This is a genomic window from Arsukibacterium sp. UBA3155, assembly GCA_002364615.1.
Taxonomy (GTDB): domain Bacteria; phylum Pseudomonadota; class Gammaproteobacteria; order Enterobacterales; family Alteromonadaceae; genus Alishewanella.
In genome coordinates this window covers 1-18010 of record DEYP01000004.1, presented here as the reverse complement: position 1 = coordinate 18010, position 18010 = coordinate 1, and the positions used below count along the sequence as shown (strand labels likewise).

Below are 18010 nucleotides of genomic sequence, written 5' to 3'. Positions count from 1 at the left end.
TAAACTAGGGTTCGTCTGGTCGTTCTCTGAAACGGAGTAGCTTTTGCCCACCCTTAAAATTAAACCTGAACAAGTTAAATTAGGTTACGCCATTAAGTTGCCCAGCGGCTGGATGAAGCACCCGTTCTTATCCAGTAGTATGTTAGTAGAAACCCAGCAACAATTGCATATCGTTAAGAATCTGGGACTGGAGTATGTGTACTTTTACCCTGATAAGAGTAAACAAATAGCGGAAGATACCGCTGCATTATCTGAATCAGAAGAAATTGAATTTAACAGTCAAATGTCTGAAGCCCAGGCTAAAATGTTACATGAAAAAATGCGCCGCATTGAGCAGGCTAAAGCTCACAGACGGGATATTCAAAAAACAGAAAAAGCCTTTACCCATTCGTTAAACCAGGTGCGTGAACTGATGAAGCAAGTCAGTGGCAGGCCATTGAATGCCATTACAGAGGCTTCACAACTCATTAGCCAGTTGGTTGACACTATTGTTAATGCTGAAAGCCTGGTCCTGCATTTAATTTCATCGGGTAACAAAGAGCAGGAAACCCTGTATTATCATGTGTTGAATGTCTCTATTGTTAGTATGATGCTGGCCCGAAATCTGGGCTTGTCAGCTGAAGACGTCAGAATAATTGGTATTGGCGCCTTGTTTCATGACATTGGCAAACTTAAAATTCCCAGCCAGATATTACGCAAAACCACCCCATTAACTACGCCGGAACAAAACCTGCTGAAAATGCATACGAAATATGGCACCGATTTAGTCGGTTTAGCCGAGACCTTTCCCTTAGAAGCCTGGCCAATCATTGAACAGCACCACGAATATCTGGACGGTACGGGTTATCCCAAAGCCCTCGTAAAAGAGCACATTAATAAACTGGCGCATATTGTTGCTGTCGTAAATGAATTCGATAATCTGTGTCATCCGGCTGATGCCACCAAAGCTCGCTCACCACATCATGCCCTGGCCTACCTGTACCGCAGTATGAAAGGGAAACTGGATGATAAAACCATGCGGGTCATGATTAAGATGATGGGTGTATATCCGCCAGGAACGGTGGTGATGCTCAGCGATCAACGTATCGCCATGGTTATGTCTGTGAACAGCGACAACCTGTTACAACCTAATGTGATGATATTTGACCCCGAAGTGCCCCGGCTTGAAGCACCGGTAATAAGTCTGGACAGTGATGACCTGGCGATCAGTAAAGTGCTGGCAATAGCAAACTTGCCAGAGCGGGTGCGAGAATATCTGAATCCCAGAGCACAAGTAAGCTACTATGTTCAGGGAAAACCCGGTTAAGCGACTACGACACCAGCACAGGGAAAATAAGATGCACGTTACTGAAGTCAAACATCCACTGGTTCAGCATAAAATTGGCTTACTCAGAGCCGCCAATATCTGTACCATGCAGTTTCGTCAGTTGGCCGGCGAACTTGGCAGTTTGCTGACCTATGAGGCAACTAAAGATTTAGCCACCGAAACCACCAGTATTGATACCTGGAGTGGTGAATGTCAGATTGAACAAATTCAGGGCAAGAAAGTCACCATTGTGCCTATTCTCCGTGCGGGTCTGGGGATGCTGGACGGCGTGCTGGATTTACTGCCCAGTGCCAGAATCAGCGTTGTTGGTATTTATCGGGACGAAAGCACCTTACAGCCTGTGCCCTATTTTCAAAAGCTCGCCGCAGAGCTGGATCAACGTCTGGCGTTGGTGGTCGATCCGATGCTGGCGACGGGCGGTTCAATGATTGCCACTATCGACTTATTGAAAAAGCAAGGATGCCAACGGATTAAAGCGTTGGTTTTGGTTGCAGCCCCTGAAGGGATTAAAGCCCTTGGCGAAGCGCATCCTGACATCGAGCTTTACACCGCAGCCATCGATAAATGTTTAAACGAACAAGGTTATATTTTACCCGGCCTGGGCGATGCTGGTGATAAATTGTTTGGTACACGCTAAGCACCGTTGCCTGACGGCAAAAAACATGGCACTTTGGTGCCATTTTTCGTTACAGAGTATTACGTGTGGATTTAATCCCCTGGCACTACCCGACCCGTTATGGTTTTACTTTACGCGGTTATCACAGTAAACCCAGCGGTAAGCCTCTGCTGCATATGTTACATGGCAATGGTTTTTGCAGTCGAACTTACCTGCCGCTACTGCAGTATTTAACAGAGCATTTTGATTTTTTTCTATCTGATGCGCAGGGTCATGGTGACAGCGATCACGGTGGACCTTTTTTAGGCTGGAATGTCAGCGCTGAACTTGCCTGTGAGGCATTACAGGCGCATCGCCATCTCTTTACTGGCCAACCAGTAATTGGTGTCGGACATAGTTTTGGTGGTATCCTCACTGCATTAATTAACAGTAGCGCCGACAGCCCGTTTAGTCAGGTCATTCTGCTTGACCCCGTATTATTTACTCCTTCTATGCTTACCGTGATGCGCTCACTTGACGGGGTGGGGTTATATCGGAAAAATCCCATGGCCAAAGCGGCGCTTCGACGGCGTCAGCATTGGCCGGACAAAAGTACGGCTTTTGCTTATTTCAATAACCGCGGTTTGTTTAAAAACTGGCATCCTGAAGCGCTGGCCGCCTATATAGAGCATGCATTACATTCAACAGAGCAAGGCCTCAGGCTTAAATGTTCGCCCGATCGCGAAGCTGAAATTTTCAGCTCATATCCCGATAAGCTCTGGCAGCAATTACGTCAACCTTGCCCGTCAATTATGGTGATCCATGGCAATAACAGCTATCCCTTTATCACTAAAGCAGTTAAAAAATGGCAACGTCAGAATTCAGCGGTGCAAAGTATTATGACAGACGGCGGTCATTGCTTTATGCAAGAACACCCGGCGGCGACAGCCAGACTGATGTTGCAGTATTTAAACGACCAGCCAGCCTAAAATTGGCGTTATAAACTGACAGGCTTTACGCTATAATGCGACAAATTCTTATCAGGCTATACAGATGAAAAAGTCCTTACTATTACTGGCCCTGATGTTGGCCGGGTGCAGCCAATTACCCGCGCCTGAACAGGTGTCACCTGAGCAAGTCAGCCCTGGCCCTGCGACTGTAACACCGCAAGTGCAACAGCAACAGCAGGATGACGAGGTGCCCGACAGTGACACGACCAAGTCGGTTGCTACCAACTTTGAACAAATTTTTATCGACAGTGACGTCAGTTTTGCCGGTACCCTGCCCTGCGCTGACTGTCCGGGTATCCAGTATCATCTGAATCTGTATCGTGATGGCCGCTTTGAAGTTCGCCAGGAATATCTGGATCGTGGTGAAATTAACATTATTAAAGGAATATGGTTACTGGAGAAACGTAACCTGCATCTGGTTAATCAACAACATACCCTGCCAGCATTTTACTTCTCTAACAATAACCAGTTAGCCATGCTGGATTTAGCCGGTAAACCAATAAGCTCGGCCCTCAATTATCAACTGAAACGTAAACCGGAATTTAGTAAACTAGACAGCCGTCAACCGATGCTGGGCTTATATTTTCTGAATGATAATAACGCTACTTTTACCCTCTGTCAGAGCGGTGAAAGTTTGCCTGTCGCCAATACCCAACACCATTTACCAATGATGCGCCATTATCAACGGGACGAACGGTTGCGAAACAATCCGGTTATTGCCACTTTGGTTGGCCGAAAACAGGACAATGCGCAGGGTGAAACCCAATTATTGATAGAGAAATTCGAACAGTTCTGGCCTAACGCAGTATGTCCGGATCCTTATGCACCGGGCAAAATACAGGGTATTGTCTGGCGGGCAGAGAAACTGGCTGGCAGCTATTTGCCTCAGCAACTTAATGTCAGATTGATTTTTGACCTGCAAGATCGCTTGTACGGTTTTGCCGGTTGCAACAGTTTTAACGGCAGCTACAAACAACAAGCCAACCGGTTAAATGTCGGCGGCCTTGCCAGCACGCAAAAGTACTGTAGCGATAGCAGCCAGCTTGAACAGCAATTCACCACCTCATTGCAAGCCGCAGATCGGGCTGAAGTAAATGGTGATAAACTGCAGCTATTTAAAGACAATAACCTGTTAATTGAACTGAAACCGGCGCTTAATTAACACCTGCTACCCTTTCCTTTTTAAAACGGCCTTTAATTAAAGGTCTTTTTTTACGAATTTCAGGCAAAAAAATACCCTCAAACCAAAGGCAGTGAGGGTATTTAAGCCACCGCTAAGTGGCTCCCGATGCTATCAGCTTATATCAGACTAACGCTTCTTTTGCTTTAGATACTAAAGCAGTGAAAGCGGCTTTGTCATATACAGCGATGTCGGCCAGGATCTTACGGTCGATTTCCACAGAGGCTTTTTTCAGGCCAGCAATGAAACGGCTGTAAGATAAACCATTCATCCGTGACGCTGCGTTAATACGCGCGATCCACAGTTGACGGAACTGACGCTTACGCTGACGACGGTCACGATAAGCATATTGACCGGCTTTAATAACGGCCTGGAAAGCAACACGATAAACACGACTGCGGGCACCGTAGTAACCTTTAGCCTGGTTTAACACCTTCTTATGACGCGCGCGCGCCGTCACACCACGTTTTACTCTTGGCATTTCTGACTCCTGTTAATTATGCGTACGGCATGCAGCGGACTAAGCCGGCAATGTCTACTTTAGCGACTAAGGTTTTTGGACCTAACTGACGCTTACGCTTAGAAGTCTTCTTCGTCAGGATGTGGCGAAGGTGTGATTGCTTACGTTTAAAGCTACCAGAAGCCGTTTTTTTGAAACGCTTCGCGGCACCTTTATTGGTTTTCATCTTTGGCATAGTATTTAAACTCGCATTGTTAAGTTACAACGAATAATAAGGCGTTAAAAAACTGCGGCAAGCCGCAGCTTAATAAACTTGAAGGCACTTATTACTTCTTATTTGGGGCCAGCATCATGATCATCTGTCTACCTTCCACCCGTGAAGGGAAAGATTCGCAGATAGCGATATCAGATAAGTCCTCTTTAATTCGAGAAAGCATCTCAATACCGATTTCCTGATGCGCCATTTCACGACCACGATAGCGCAGCGTTACTTTAGCTTTGTCACCCTCTTCAATGAAGCGACGCAGGTTGCGTAGTTTTACCTGGTAATCGCCTTCGTCAGTTCCAGGCCGGAATTTTATTTCCTTAATCTGGATCTGTTTTTGCTTCTTCTTCTGCTCTTTCAGAGCTTTACTCTTTTCGAACAGGAACTTACCGTAGTCCATCAACTTACAAACTGGTGGTTCGGCTGTCGGGCTGATCTCTACTAAATCGTTGCCACTGTCTTCGGCCAGTTTTATGGCTTCAGCAATACTTACTACACCCAGTTGCTCACCTTCGACACCAATTAACCTTACTTCTGGCAGGTTAATCTCTTCGTTGATCCTGTTAGGACGGTTTGCAGGTAATGTTTTCTTTCCTACTTTAATAGTATGTTCCTCCGAAAAATTATTCTTATACGCTTAATCGCTTATACCCGGGTTTTAATTTCTGTGGTCAGCTTCTCTACAAAAGCCGCCACTGACATTTTTCCAAGGTCTTCGCCTTTACGCGTTCTTAAGGCGATATCGCCCGCTTCCATTTCTTTATCGCCTACGACAACAAGATAAGGAATACGCTTAAGCGTGTGCTCGCGGATTTTAAAGCCTATCTTCTCATTTCTCAAGTCACTAATCGCTCTAATACCGTGAGATTTGAAAGTTTTTACTAAATTTTGCACATATTCGGCCTGATTATCGGTAATATTCATTACCACCACCTGAATTGGGGCTAACCAGGCTGGAAAAAGACCCGCATATTCTTCAATCAAAATACCAATAAAACGTTCCAGCGATCCCAGAATGGCCCGGTGGATCATTACCGGAACTTGTTTTTCGCCGCCTTCAGAAATAAAGGTGGCCCCTAAACGGCCAGGTAAGGCGAAATCTAACTGAATGGTACCGCACTGCCAGGCTCTGTTCAGACAATCGTGCAGAGTAAATTCAATTTTAGGACCATAAAAGGCGCCTTCGCCTGGCTGCAGGTCGTAGTCGATATTATTGCTTTTCAGCGCTTCAATCAGGCCCTGCTCGGCTTTATCCCAACTTTCATCAGAACCAATACGCTGTGCCGGGCGGGTCGACAGTTTTACTTTTACGTCTTTAAAGCCAAACGTGCTGTAGACATCGAACACCATCTGGATACATTTGGTCACTTCCGCCTGCACCTGATCTTCGGTACAGAAAATATGAGCGTCATCCTGGGTAAAACCGCGTACCCGCATTAACCCGTGCAAACCACCTGATGGCTCGTTACGGTGACAGCAACCAAACTCAGCCATTCTTAGCGGTAAATCACGGTACGACTTTAAACCCTGGTTAAAAATCTGCACATGGCCCGGACAGTTCATTGGTTTAATAGCGTACTCACGATGCTCAGACTGGGTGGTAAACATGTTTTCAGCATATTTATCCCAATGACCCGATTTCTCCCACAGTACCCGGTCCATCATTAACGGACCTTTTACTTCATCGTAGTCATACTCACCCAACTTTTCACGGACATAGCTTTCCAGCTCACGGAAAATGGTCCAGCCGTCGTTATGCCAGAACACCATACCCGGTGCTTCTTCCTGCCAGTGAAATAAGCCCAGCGCTTTACCGATTTTGCGGTGGTCGCGTTTTTCTGCCTCTTCCAGTTGCAACAAGTAGGACGCCAGCTGCTTTTTATCAGCCCAGGCCGTGCCATACACCCGTTGCAACATTTTATTTTTCGAGTCGCCACGCCAGTAGGCGCCGGCCACTTTCATTATTTTAAAGTGCTGGCAAAACCGCATATTCGGCACATGCGGGCCACGGCACATATCAATGTATTCTTCGTGATGATACAAGCCTGGCTGGTCGTCTTTACTGACGTTCTGCTCCAGAATTTCCAGCTTGTAGCTTTCACCACGGGCTTTAAAGGTATCAAACGCTTCCTGCCAGCTGACCTTATGCTTAATAACGTCGTACTCGGTTTTCGCCAGTTTCAGCATTAGTGCTTCTAACTCGGCCAAATCGTCGCTGCTGATCGGCTGATCGATATCAACGTCATAATAAAAGCCGTTTTCAATGACCGGGCCAATGGCCATTTTCACATTGGGCCACATTTGCTTAATGGCGTGGCCTAATAAATGCGCGCAGGAGTGGCGGATAATCTCCAGGCCATCCTGATCTTTGCTGGTAATAATACTCAGGCTGGCATCGGTCGTTATCGGGTCACAGGCATCCACCAACTTACCATTTACCTTACCGGCAATGGTGGCTTTGGCTAAACCGGGACCAATGTCTTTGGCGACATCCATAACAGATACAGCAGAATCAAACGCGCGCTGGCTGCCATCAGGCAGAGTAATAACTGGCATGATATTTCCTTTTACAGTGGTGGCCCACACCAAGGGTCACTTGATTAAACACATAAACTCTTATTTCGTGCGCCTTGCGTGACAGTTGACACCCCTTACCAAGGGTTGTTTGGTACACAACGTGGTACACGTTTTTGCTTTAGGTTTGTGGTACACACAGCTGAAGCGAGTGGCATGATACATGGAAACGATGTTTATTTATAGTGCCGGGCTTCAGGAGGCAGGGTTAAATAAGCAACGGCAGGCTTTGGCTTCGCCATTGAGCCATAGCCCCGGTAAAGTGACTTGCTTGAGTAAAATGGGGGCAATCAGGCTATCAGCCACCGAGCAAAGCGGACCGGTGGCATAAGGACCAGCATAAATTAGCGTACCATTGTCAAAGATTAATACCGCCGGGCTGGCTGGCAGGTTGAAGCCGGCTGCGGCAACCTCAGTAAGACTTCGCTGATGCTGTGCGCTAAGGGGTACCTGATAATCACTATCAAATAATGCGATGTGCTGTTTTGCTTTACTATTGCAGCTGCATTGTGGCTGCTGCACATGGACGACCTGAATACCCGTGTTGCCGGTAATATTTAACGCGATAAGGTTAAACTCAGCAGGGGTCTGTTGTGGCCAGCGGGCATCAGCAGCGAACGGCCCGTAATTCTGGTTGCCAAAGTAGAACAATCCGGCACTTGCCAGCAAAACCCACGCAACAAATACCGGTAAAATAAGCACGACGCGCTGAGTGTTAGTCAGCGCTTTAATTAAACGATAAATTTTGCCGACTCTTTGCTAAGGGCAACGGTAATTCGCTCCAGACTGTCGGCACTTTGTAACACTTTGATGCCAAGTTCATTTTGCTCTGACGTCATTTCATTCAGCTGCTGGATACTTTGTGCCACCTCGTTACTGGAAGCACTTTGCTGTTGCAATGCGTTAGCCATGGTATTGGAAGAGTCGGCCACTTGTCTGGCCTGCTCCAGGATAGTCTGTAACAATTGGCCACTTTGCTCAGCGTGCTGACGGGTGTCTTCCAGTTGTTCAACGCTGCGCTTCACCACGCTAACGGATTCAGCACTATTACCTACCAGACGTTCAATCATGAGTTTAATTTCATCGGTAGCGCCCCGGGTCCGGGATGCCAGTGTGCGGACTTCATCCGCAACCACCGCAAAGCCGCGGCCTTGTTCTCCCGCTCGGGCAGCTTCTATCGCCGCATTAAGCGCCAGCAAATTGGTTTGCTCGGCAATCGACTGAATGACGTCCAACACCTTGCGAATATCGATAGTGGCATCAGCCACATCATTTACTTTACGTCCGGTATCGCTAAGCTGCCTTGCTAATTGCTGCACAGAGCTGATGGTATTGCCTACAGAAGCTTTGCCCTGATCGGCCGCCTGCTCTGCCGATTTTGCATATTGCAGTACCTGCTGCGATAAATTAAACACATCCTGGATGCTGTGCGACATTTGTTCAGTGGCAGCGGCTATGCGCTCTACTTCATTCATTTCGTTGCGCATGCTTATTGCCAGGGCATCGCCCTCAGCACGTAAAATACCTGATTCTTGTTTTAATGTTGCTGACTGGTGCTCAATAGCCGACAGCGTTTTTTGCAGCGTATCAAATACCGCATTAAAATTATTTATCACCCTCGAATTTAAATCTGCACAACGATGAATTAACTCAACCTTGCCATCACTGGTTAGCAGCTCTGTTGCATTAAATAAGCTCTGGCCTACGGTGGCCTCACGATAACTTTGTCTGGCAATAACCATTAGCACGGCAGCCTCAACTACCACATAAGCGGCATGCACCATAATGATGCCAAACGATAAGCTTTGCTCTGGCACCAGAAACACACTGGCGCCTTGCATTTGTAACCACATAAACAACAAGTGATGAACGGCAATTGTGGCTGCGGCCGCTAAAATGACCCAATAATCCCGAAAAGCGATTAACACCGCCAGTAGCACAAAAATACCGAAATGGACCTCTAGCATGCCTGCTGCCTGATGAATATGCAGCGCTGCAAAAAACATAAAACTGATACCGAAACTCAGTCTGGCCAGCGGATGGTCGCCCAGCAGCCGATAAAAAAAGATGGGTAACACGGCACTGGGTAAACCAATTAACAGCGCCGGTAGCCAGCTGTTATGCCAATTGGCCAACAGTAAAGCCAAGACAAAAAGCGCGACATTGACCACGCTGATAATCGCATAAGCTTGCACTCGAAAACGGGGGGTTACCATAGCCATCACTACTCCAGGCGGAAGGGATAATATTCACTTTAGCAGGTTCGATATAACATTAGTTGATTTACGTCATCAAAGGTAATTAAAGATCAGTGATCTTTCCAGTTTATCAGCCATAATTAATTTAGCACGGAACAGGGAGAAAACGATGTGGCAGGCGATTGCAGATAGCATAAATACTGAGCTGGATACTGACTTTAAGGTTGAAGATAAAACCCAGCTTACCGGTGGAGATATTAATCTGGCGTTTAAAATCAGCGGTAACGAGCGCCACTTTTTCGTGAAAATTAATCAGCGTGAGCAGTTAGAGCATTTTGAAACTGAAGCATTAGGCCTACGGACCTTGCGCCAGCATCATTGTATCCGGGTTCCCGAAGTAATCTGCTACGGCCAGACCCTTGATAAAGCCTTTTTAGTGCTGGAATATCTGCCTCTGGTAAAAGAAAGCGGCAGCGGCTGGCAGCAATTAGGTAAGCAATTAGCCTTACTGCACCAACAACATGAGCAAGCCATGTTTGGTTTTGACTGGGACAATGTTATTGGCCGTACCCCTCAGCCTAACAAGTGGCAAAGCAACTGGAGCAGCTTTTTTTCAGAGCAGCGCCTGGGCTGGCAATTGCAATTACTGCTGGAGCAGGGCTTTGGTTTTGGTAACATCGACTATCTGGTCGAACAGTGCCGTCAGCGTTTAACCCATCATCAACCGGCGCCAAGTTTGCTGCACGGTGACTTATGGCGCGGCAATGTTGGTTTTCTCTCTGGCTCGCCAGTCATTTACGACCCGGCCTGTTATTACGGCGATCAGGAAACCGATGTCGCGTTCACAGGGCTGTTTGGCCGCTTTCCTGAAGCTTTTTATCAGAGTTACCAGCAGTTTAATAAACTGCCGGACGGCTTTGAACAACGCAAAGAACTGTATAATTTGTACCATATACTGAATCATGCATATTTGTTTCGCGGTACTTTTCTGGTACAAGCACAGGAGATGATTAAACAGCAATTTTACTAGGACAGCTTTATGCCCCACTCAGACTCCCCGGTAGCCCTGGTTACCGGCAGTGCCAAACGTTTAGGCAAACACATTGTCTGTCAGCTGCATCAGGCAGGCTACCGGGTCATTATTCATTATAACCAATCAGCATCTGACGCCAGTAACCTGGCCGCCAGCCTTAACCGGCAACGGCCAAACAGCGCCAGCACATTGCACGCCGATCTGTTAGACAATGACCAATTAACCCAATTGGCCAGCGATGCGCTGCACTGCTTTAACCGGCTGGATGTTCTGGTCAATAATGCCTCGAGCTTTTATCCCACGCCGCTGTCGGGTGCCACCCTGGATCATTGGGATGATTTATTTGGCAGTAATGTTAAAGCGCCCTACTTTTTAGCTCAGGCATTGGCACCTAGCCTGTCAGCAAATAAAGGCTGTATTATCAATATGGTTGATATTCATGCCAGTCAACCATTGCAGGACCACAGTATTTACTGCATGGCTAAAGCGGCATTATTAATGATGACAAAATCGCTGGCACGGGAATTAGCGCCTACAATAAGAGTCAATGGTATCGCACCGGGCGCCATTTTGTGGCCAAGTCAGGCGTTAGATGAGGCAGACAAAGCGGCTATTTTGCAACAGATACCGCTACAACGCATCGGCAGCCCGGATGATATTGCCAGCACGGTACTGTTTTTAGTGCAGTCACCTTATATCAGTGGCCAGATTATCGCGGTTGACGGCGGCCGCAGCCTTGGCACAGCGCAGAAAGCCTGAAAGTATGGAGGCAGTATGAGTATTTTAACCAGAACCATCAGTTGCCCGTTTTGTGGCCATCCGGTGCATGTTGATATAGAGGTTACCGATGAGGATCAGGATTACATCGAGGATTGCAGCAATTGCTGCAATCCTATCCATTTAAAGGTTCATAAAGACATTCAGCACCACCGGGTCCAGGTATTTGTCGATGCCGATGACGAGCAGTATTACTGAGCATTGCCCGTTTTAGTGACGTCGCTATTAAAGCGCTGCGCCATGACCCGTTCAACCGTTTTAATAATGGTCAGGGTTTGCTGATCCAGCTCAATATTAACCACATCGCCCTCTTGCTTGTCACCTAAAGTGGTCACAGCCAGGGTTTCCGGAATCAAATACAAACTAAAACCACGGTCAGTAACCTCACCTACCGTTAAACTGCAGCCTTCTACCGCAATAAAACCTTTCGCCAGTATATAAGGCAAAAAACCCGGATCCAGTTGTAACTGCATACTGACTTTATGTTGCTCCCGTTTTACTTCGGTTAAGGTTGCCGTAGTTTGAATATGGCCAGACACAATATGTCCACCCAGTTCACTGCCAAAGCTTAAAGACCGCTCCAGGTTTACCCTGCTACCCACGACAAGCTTACCCAGATTGGTTTTGTCCAGCGTTTCGGCAATCACATCAAAACATACCCAGCCGGCATTGCTGTCAAACTCGGTAGCCGTTAAACACACACCGTTAATGGCAATACTGGCGCCACGCTCTAATGCTTGCAAATTAGCGGGCGGTACGGTTAATGTCAGGCGGCGTAACAGCCCTTCGTCGCGAATTTCGCGCACTTGCGCGGTTGTTTGAACTATTCCGGTAAACATAAAACCTCAGTTGTGTTAAATTGCGCGCCATTGCCTACCAACCTGAAAGATGGCGCATGGTACCTTTTTCCCGCTTTGAAGCCAAAACGCTGTTAAAACTGACCGGTCCCATTATGCTGGCCCAGTTAACCCAGACCATGATGTATTTTGTCGACACCGTGATGGCCGGGCGCTTCAGTGCCACCGACATGGCGGCGCTGGCAGTGGCTTCTGGTTTATGGCTGCCTGTGGTACTAACCCTGCAGGGCTTACTGTTGGCGCTAACCCCTATTGTTGCCCAGTATTATGGCAGCAAGCAAACCGAACCGGTTAGTCATTTTACCTTGCAAAGCCTGTACCTGGGAATGCTGCTCGCTGGCTTATTGTTCATCCTGATGTTATTTGCCGATATTCCCATCAACATGCTGAATATGGAGCCTGTTCTTCGCGATAAAACCCTGCAATACCTGTACTACGTCAGTTGGGGGTTATTTCCTGCCGCTGGTTATATTGTTATTCGAAACTTATTTGAAGGCATAGGTAATACCAAAGCCAGTATGTGGATCAGTTTTGTCGGTATTCTGGTCAATATTCCGGCCAATTATATTTTTATTTACGGCAAATTAGGTATGCCGGCGCTAGGCGGTGCAGGTTGCGGTATCGCCACCAGCCTGGTGTTTCTGGCAATGTTTGGCGCTATGCTGATTTACGGCTGGTACAGCCGCACCACCCGGCCATATCGTAACTGGCCAAAACAGTTAAGTGCTAACCTGAAGGACATCTGGACCATCGTCTGCCTGGGCACCCCTATCGCCTTTTCTATCTTTTTCGAAGTAACGCTGTTCGCCTGTATTCCACTGGCCATTGTGCATTTAGGGCCAATAGTTGTTGCCGGCCATCAGGTAGCCAATAACTACAGCGCATTGGTGTTTATGCTACCGCTTAGTTTTGGTTTGGCTACCACCATCCGGGTGGGGCATTTAGTCGGCCAGCAAAATAATAAAGAGTTGAAAAAAGCCATTATGACCGCGTTATGTATGGCCGTATTTATGTCATTTTTTATCGCCAGTTTTACCTACTTTATGCGCACATATGTGGCGTCCTTGTACTCCACTAACCCAGAGGTAATAGCAATGGCTAGCTCGCTGTTAATTCTGGCCTGCTTTTATCAACTGTCCGACGCCATTCAGGTGGTATCAGCCTGTGCGCTGCGCGGCATGAAAATTACCAAGCCGGTGTTTTACATTACCCTGTTTGCTTACTGGCCAATCGGATTTGGCCTGGGCGCCGTATTAGGCTTAACTGACTGGCTGGTTGCGCCTATGGGTGCCCATGGTTTCTGGATAGGTATTATTATTGGCCTGAGTACCGCAGCCATTATGCTGGCCGTGATATTACGCAAACATATTAAAAGGATCGATCATGAAATACGGCATGCCGGTATCGATACTGATGGGGGTACTGCTAGCCCTTAGCGGCTGTGCTGAGCCCGATAGTAAAGCAACACTAACCGACTATCAGCAGCGCTTAAACCGGGTGCTGCAGCTTGAAAATATCAGCGTTCAGGCTGTATCACCTGACACCTTACCGCGCCCCAGTGAACTGAAACAGCCGCTGCCTGACATCCGAATGGACTTAACGGATGCCTGGGCCAGCCGGGAATGTGGCCTGGATCAGCTAGTCGGTGAGCGCAACAGCGGTTTAGGCCGGGTATTTCAACCCAGTAAACAGCTTAATTATGAGTTGCGGTTACTCGCCCGGCTGCAACACTGCCAAGAGCAGCAACTAAGCGAGACCTTACAGCAACAAATCAGCGACTGGCGTGCTCAAAAAGAGCAGAGCGCTGTGCTGGCTTATCATAATATGCTGCTCACCGATGATACGCTGCGCCAGCAATGGCATAGCAGCAGTAAACGCTTAATACCTGCTCAGACCAACGGCTTTATTGAAAGCACTGGCGCACTGAAAAATCTGCTTAATCTCCAGCAACATATCCACGCTAAGGCCTGGCAACACGCTGCAGAGGTTGATATCGAACAAAGCCTGGCGATATTGCATCAGCATGACTTTTTAGCCCGCTTACAAAACAGCCTGCGTTTCAGTGCCGCCTGGTTCGAGCAGGTTAATCCGCAATTGCTTGCCATTGCCCCCGCAAGCTTATGTCAGAACGGACGTAACACCCAGCAATTGACGATTTTAAGCACCGTATTCAGTAAGTTCTTTATTGCAAACGTGCAGGCTCACCTGGCAGAGCTGCGCCGTTTTAATGATGAAAGCTGGCCACTGATTGCCCAGTTATATCGCGATACTCCGCTTTTCCCGGCGCTGAAACAACGTTACCAGCAACCTGCAGCACAACTGCAGCAACAGTTAATACTGCACGTGAACTGGTGGCAGCAGTTAAACAAGCAGTGCCCGGTTAATCTTACCCCAGGTGCTTAGCACGCTATTAGCGTGCCCTTAGCAAGCATTCACCCACAGTGCGGGAGAGTGTCCGTTATTTTTTATATTGCTGATACGGCATGCCGTCAACCCACCACTGTGGTGGCGGTGCGCCTTTTAAATAGTGATCAAAAAACTCGCGCATTTTAATGCTGTAATCCAGCTTATTGGCATAGCGCTGCAGATGATGTGGCTCATCTTCATACTGCAGCATCACCACGTCTTTACCGAGGCGGCGCAGCGCCAGATAGTATTCAATACCCTGCTCCCAGGGTACCGCGCCATCATCGTCACCAAACTGGATCAACATCGGGGTGTTAATTTTATCGGCAAAGAACACCGGTGAATTATCAATATATGGCTTTAAATCATCATACATTGACATGCCCAGCCGGCTTTGGCCGGTTTCATACTGAAACTGGCGGGCCAAGCCACTCTGCCAGCGAATTCCGCTATAGGCACTGGTCATGTTTGCCACCGGCGCACCTGATACTGCCGCGGCAAACATATCGGTTTCAGTCACCACAAACGCGGTCTGATAACCGGACCAGCTATGGCCATGTAAGCCAATAGCCTGGGGATCGGCAACCCCCATATCAATTAATTTCTGCAGGCCGGGCACCAGGGATTCAGTGGCACTGGGGCCGGGCGCTGCGGGGCGAAAGTGAATGTCGGGCAGAAACACCAGATAATCCTGCCCCAGGTAATACGGGAAGTTAGGCCGGTGATTAACCTTCATTTGGTTATAATGATGCAAGCGCTGCGAGAATTTTTCATAGTAGTACACCACTACCGGGTACTTTCTGGCCGGATCATAGCCATCCGGGGTTAGCAGTACCCCCTGCAACGGCTCGCCGCTGGTGCTGGTCCATTCAATTAAATGACTATCACCCCAGATAAACTCAGCCTGTTGCGGATTAACATGGGTCAGCTGGCGCCGCTCGCTGAAATCTGCAGTGGCCAGCCATAAATCAGGAAACTGGCGAAAGCTCTGTTCGGTAAACAAGTAATATGGCTTAGCGTCACTGAAATCATCCAGTGTTTCAACAACGTCATAGCGTTTTTTGCCTTGCAGTAATACGGTAAGCGCGCCGCTGGTGGCATCAGCGGATATGGTAAGCCGGGCAAAACCATATTGCTTGGAATCTTCGTTATACATCCGCAGTAATTGGGCGGCTGCCGGGTCGATTGCCAGCGCATCATCTTTTTGCTGCAAGCGGTATTGCTCTGATGCTGCGCGACCGTCCGTCAACTTGTGCATGCCGTCACTACGGCTCAGGGCCCAGATATCAAACCGGTCGTAAACCAGCACTGCTGACTCATCGGCCAACCAGCCGACAACCCCATAACTTTCGGCGGCTACTGGCCGATCGTTTTGCTCATCGACCCAGGACACCGGCGCATCGGCAGCCAAGGTTGCGGTTGTGCCGGTTTCGCTGTCAAATAACTGATACTGCTCATCTTGCAGATACACGACATAACGGCCTGTGGGCGATAAATGTGCCGACTCGTGGCTGCGATTCGCCGTAAACACCTGCTGGCGCTTGCCGCTGCGCAAATTAACATGCCAGATATCATGCAAACGGCCATTCCAGCTAAGTTGTTGTAAGTATGGCCGGCCATTACTTATCAGTTGCGCTTCTGTATGTTCAGTAACGCGTAGCTGATCTTCAATATCATCACTTAACGCCACCATCTTCCGGGTATCAAGCCATATTACCGCAGGGGCAGTACGTTTTAGTGCCTGTTTATATTCGGCTTTTTGCTGGCTGTTAATCCGCGCATCATCGCCATGCCATACCTGTAAGCGCCGGTCGGCCAGTAAACGCTCCACGTTATACAGCTCAGCTTCGCTTTGCGGCGGTTCAGTGTTCTCTGGCGTATTACCCATATCAGGCCGGTGACCGATAAATAGCCGCTTGCCATCTTCGCTCCAACGCGGCACATACTGCTCGCTTAGCAGCCAACCTGTGCGCTGAGTATTAAGCGGCTGCGCGCTGTCATCTCCCTGTGACCAAAGCCATAGCTGCTGCGCGGCTTCAGCCTGCCTGGTAGCTGTTAACTGCGTGTCATCAGGCCCCGCCAAGACCACTAACTGGTTGCCATCTGGGTTAAACTTAATGTGTTGTAGTTTGTGCTCTGCATAAGCCAGCACGGTATAGGTAGCTGCCTTAGCACTATCCCATACCTGCAGTTGCTGTAACGCTGGCTGAGTGTCTTGTTTTTTATCTGCTTGCTTGCTATCAGTTTGGCGCTCAGCTGGCTTAGGGTCTTGCTGCTGTGGCTGCTGGCTGATAAATGCGACCAAACCGCCTTTGTCCGCTACGCTAAAATCAGTAACCTCGGCCAGAGTGTGTAACTTACCGCTGGTCAGGTGTAATGCCTGTAACTGTTGGCTAGTGGCTTTGGGGTCACTTTTACGCTGCAGTAACAACGCATAATGGCCATCGCCAGTAAAAGCAAAGCGCTCAACATTAGCCATAACCTGCTGCTCACCCGTGCTAGTGTTTACCAGCACCGCATTTTGCGCCAGCGCCTCACGCGCTTTTTTATCTGCTGCCTGCTCCCGCGCTAACAACGGGGCGCGCTGGCGGAACAACGCAAAACTGCCATCGGCATTAAGCTCGCCATTGTCGCCCCGTTCCACACTAATTTGCTGATTATTAATCAGGTTCACCACATAGCCGCTGCTGTCGCCAAAATCAGGCGCAGCGGTATACACCATAAACTGCTGATTTTCGCTAAGTTGGCGCGCTTTAATTTCCCGAAACTTCATAATATCGGTCAGCGCCAACGGCTTTAACCCTGAGGTAGCTACCGTACTTGGCTGAATAACGGCAGAAGCGGGTGCAGTGGCGGTTGAGGTGTTACTAACGTGGTTAACGCACGCCACACTGGCAAACGCCAACAATAAACAACCGGCGATGCGGCTGACGCCGCGAATGGTATTCAACATAAACCCCTCAGAAACCTTATCAGGTAAATACGACAGCTTTTTTTACGAGTGCGGCAAACTTATCACAAGCTGGCATAAAAGCGGGCAGCTGCACCGCCAAAGAAACGACCAAAACCGGCCCAGTTGCGGTTAACTTCGCCCAGGCCGGCTAAAATTCAGCCAAACGTCAATTGAAACAACAAAAACACTTGCCATTGCCACTGCGGCACAATAACATAGCCGCCGTTGTCAGCCATCTCACCAGATAGGCTAGCAACCAAAGTGTGCGTCCTTAGCTCAGCTGGTTAGAGCACTACCTTGACATGGGAGGGGTCGGTGGTTCGAATCCACTCAGTCGTACCAAATTTTTAAAGATTTAATTAAAGTACGTTGAAA

Annotated in this window: 17 protein-coding genes; 9 read left to right on the top strand and 8 right to left on the bottom strand. The window is 48.3% G+C overall.

Annotated elements, in window-relative coordinates; all coding sequences use genetic code 11:
• The first annotated feature begins 43 nt into the window (after nt 1–43).
• The 4 genes from B2X65_RS01645 (at nt 44) to B2X65_RS01630 (ending at nt 4094) form a co-directional block, all read left to right on the top strand.
• Entirely contained in the window at nt 44–1306 is a 1263-nt protein-coding gene (locus B2X65_RS01645) for an HD-GYP domain-containing protein (protein ID WP_290610142.1), read from the top strand.
• A gap of 31 nt (nt 1307–1337) precedes the next feature.
• The gene (gene upp, locus B2X65_RS01640) at nt 1338–1964 is read left to right on the top strand and encodes a uracil phosphoribosyltransferase (RefSeq protein ID WP_290610141.1); all 627 of its coding nucleotides are present in this window, start codon (nt 1338–1340) and stop codon (nt 1962–1964) included.
• A 65-nt stretch (nt 1965–2029) separates the two neighbouring features.
• Nucleotides 2030–2911: an alpha/beta fold hydrolase gene (locus B2X65_RS01635; protein ID WP_290610140.1), complete on the top strand. Its 882-nt coding sequence runs from the start codon at nt 2030–2032 to the stop codon at nt 2909–2911.
• 64 nt (nt 2912–2975) lie between these two features.
• Complete coding sequence (locus B2X65_RS01630) at nt 2976–4094, top strand: META domain-containing protein (RefSeq protein ID WP_290610138.1); 1119 nt, start codon at nt 2976–2978, stop codon at nt 4092–4094.
• A 142-nt stretch (nt 4095–4236) separates the two neighbouring features.
• Here the strand turns inward: B2X65_RS01630 and rplT are convergent, their stop codons facing one another.
• The 6 genes from rplT to B2X65_RS01600 form a co-directional block, all read right to left on the bottom strand.
• Nucleotides 4237–4593 (bottom strand): 50S ribosomal protein L20, encoded by a 357-nt coding sequence (gene rplT, locus B2X65_RS01625; protein ID WP_019676566.1) that lies wholly within the window; start codon nt 4591–4593, stop codon nt 4237–4239.
• 16 nt (nt 4594–4609) lie between these two features.
• Nucleotides 4610–4807, bottom strand: a complete 198-nt coding sequence (gene rpmI / locus B2X65_RS01620) for a 50S ribosomal protein L35 (protein WP_027672243.1) — start codon at nt 4805–4807, stop codon at nt 4610–4612.
• Nucleotides 4808–4898: 91 nt separating this feature from the next.
• Nucleotides 4899–5441, bottom strand: coding sequence for a translation initiation factor IF-3 (gene infC / locus B2X65_RS01615; RefSeq protein WP_026349420.1), 543 nt, complete (start codon nt 5439–5441; stop codon nt 4899–4901).
• A gap of 41 nt (nt 5442–5482) precedes the next feature.
• The gene (gene thrS / locus B2X65_RS01610) at nt 5483–7393 is read right to left on the bottom strand and encodes a threonine--tRNA ligase (protein WP_290610134.1); all 1911 of its coding nucleotides are present in this window, start codon (nt 7391–7393) and stop codon (nt 5483–5485) included.
• A 213-nt stretch (nt 7394–7606) separates the two neighbouring features.
• Complete coding sequence (locus B2X65_RS01605) at nt 7607–8113, bottom strand: DUF6436 domain-containing protein (protein ID WP_290610132.1); 507 nt, start codon at nt 8111–8113, stop codon at nt 7607–7609.
• 29 nt (nt 8114–8142) lie between these two features.
• Nucleotides 8143–9633: a methyl-accepting chemotaxis protein gene (locus tag B2X65_RS01600; RefSeq protein WP_290610130.1), complete on the bottom strand. Its 1491-nt coding sequence runs from the start codon at nt 9631–9633 to the stop codon at nt 8143–8145.
• A gap of 145 nt (nt 9634–9778) precedes the next feature.
• Between B2X65_RS01600 and B2X65_RS01595 the strand changes: the two genes are divergently transcribed.
• From B2X65_RS01595 to B2X65_RS01585, 3 genes are read left to right on the top strand one after another with little or no spacing between them, the layout of a single operon-like run.
• Nucleotides 9779–10639, top strand: coding sequence for a fructosamine kinase family protein (locus tag B2X65_RS01595; RefSeq protein WP_290610128.1), 861 nt, complete (start codon nt 9779–9781; stop codon nt 10637–10639).
• Nucleotides 10640–10648: 9 nt separating this feature from the next.
• On the top strand, nt 10649–11401 hold the full coding sequence (locus tag B2X65_RS01590; RefSeq protein ID WP_290610127.1) for a pteridine reductase: 753 nt from the start codon (nt 10649–10651) through the stop codon (nt 11399–11401).
• 15 nt (nt 11402–11416) lie between these two features.
• Entirely contained in the window at nt 11417–11617 is a 201-nt protein-coding gene (locus B2X65_RS01585) for a CPXCG motif-containing cysteine-rich protein (protein ID WP_290610126.1), read from the top strand.
• Here the strand turns inward: B2X65_RS01585 and B2X65_RS01580 are convergent.
• Nucleotides 11611–12258 carry a riboflavin synthase subunit alpha gene (locus B2X65_RS01580; protein WP_290610124.1) on the bottom strand — a complete coding sequence of 216 codons (648 nt, stop codon included), beginning with the start codon at nt 12256–12258 and terminating at the stop codon, nt 11611–11613. The two genes, B2X65_RS01585 and B2X65_RS01580, sit on opposite strands and share 7 nt — an antisense overlap.
• Nucleotides 12259–12314: 56 nt before the next feature.
• Between B2X65_RS01580 and B2X65_RS01575 the strand changes: the two genes are divergently transcribed.
• Nucleotides 12315–13712, top strand: a complete 1398-nt coding sequence (locus B2X65_RS01575) for an MATE family efflux transporter (protein ID WP_290610122.1) — start codon at nt 12315–12317, stop codon at nt 13710–13712.
• The gene (locus tag B2X65_RS01570) at nt 13660–14679 is read left to right on the top strand and encodes a DUF3080 family protein (RefSeq protein ID WP_290610120.1); all 1020 of its coding nucleotides are present in this window, start codon (nt 13660–13662) and stop codon (nt 14677–14679) included. The genes B2X65_RS01575 and B2X65_RS01570 overlap by 53 nt, the downstream gene beginning before the upstream one ends.
• A 55-nt stretch (nt 14680–14734) precedes the next feature.
• Here the strand turns inward: B2X65_RS01570 and B2X65_RS01565 are convergent, their stop codons facing one another.
• Nucleotides 14735–17635 carry a S9 family peptidase gene (locus B2X65_RS01565; protein WP_290610118.1) on the bottom strand — a complete coding sequence of 967 codons (2901 nt, stop codon included), beginning with the start codon at nt 17633–17635 and terminating at the stop codon, nt 14735–14737.
• Nucleotides 17636–18010 lie beyond the last annotated feature (375 nt).

Bases quoted from the DNA above. Each gene is read 5' to 3' on its own strand.
- upp (WP_290610141.1), top strand. From the start codon at position 1,338: ATGCACGTTACTGAAGTCAAACATCCACTGGTTCAGCATAAAATTGGC.
- B2X65_RS01630 (WP_290610138.1), top strand. From the start codon at position 2,976: ATGAAAAAGTCCTTACTATTACTGGCCCTGATGTTGGCCGGGTGCAGC.
- rplT (WP_019676566.1), bottom strand. From the start codon at position 4,593: ATGCCAAGAGTAAAACGTGGTGTGACGGCGCGCGCGCGTCATAAGAAG.
- rpmI (WP_027672243.1), bottom strand. From the start codon at position 4,807: ATGCCAAAGATGAAAACCAATAAAGGTGCCGCGAAGCGTTTCAAAAAA.
- thrS (WP_290610134.1), bottom strand. From the start codon at position 7,393: ATGCCAGTTATTACTCTGCCTGATGGCAGCCAGCGCGCGTTTGATTCT.
- B2X65_RS01600 (WP_290610130.1), bottom strand. From the start codon at position 9,633: ATGGCTATGGTAACCCCCCGTTTTCGAGTGCAAGCTTATGCGATTATC.
- B2X65_RS01595 (WP_290610128.1), top strand. From the start codon at position 9,779: ATGTGGCAGGCGATTGCAGATAGCATAAATACTGAGCTGGATACTGAC.
- B2X65_RS01590 (WP_290610127.1), top strand. From the start codon at position 10,649: ATGCCCCACTCAGACTCCCCGGTAGCCCTGGTTACCGGCAGTGCCAAA.
- B2X65_RS01585 (WP_290610126.1), top strand. From the start codon at position 11,417: ATGAGTATTTTAACCAGAACCATCAGTTGCCCGTTTTGTGGCCATCCG.
- B2X65_RS01580 (WP_290610124.1), bottom strand. From the start codon at position 12,258: ATGTTTACCGGAATAGTTCAAACAACCGCGCAAGTGCGCGAAATTCGC.
- B2X65_RS01575 (WP_290610122.1), top strand. From the start codon at position 12,315: ATGGTACCTTTTTCCCGCTTTGAAGCCAAAACGCTGTTAAAACTGACC.
- B2X65_RS01570 (WP_290610120.1), top strand. From the start codon at position 13,660: ATGAAATACGGCATGCCGGTATCGATACTGATGGGGGTACTGCTAGCC.
- B2X65_RS01565 (WP_290610118.1), bottom strand. From the start codon at position 17,635: ATGTTGAATACCATTCGCGGCGTCAGCCGCATCGCCGGTTGTTTATTG.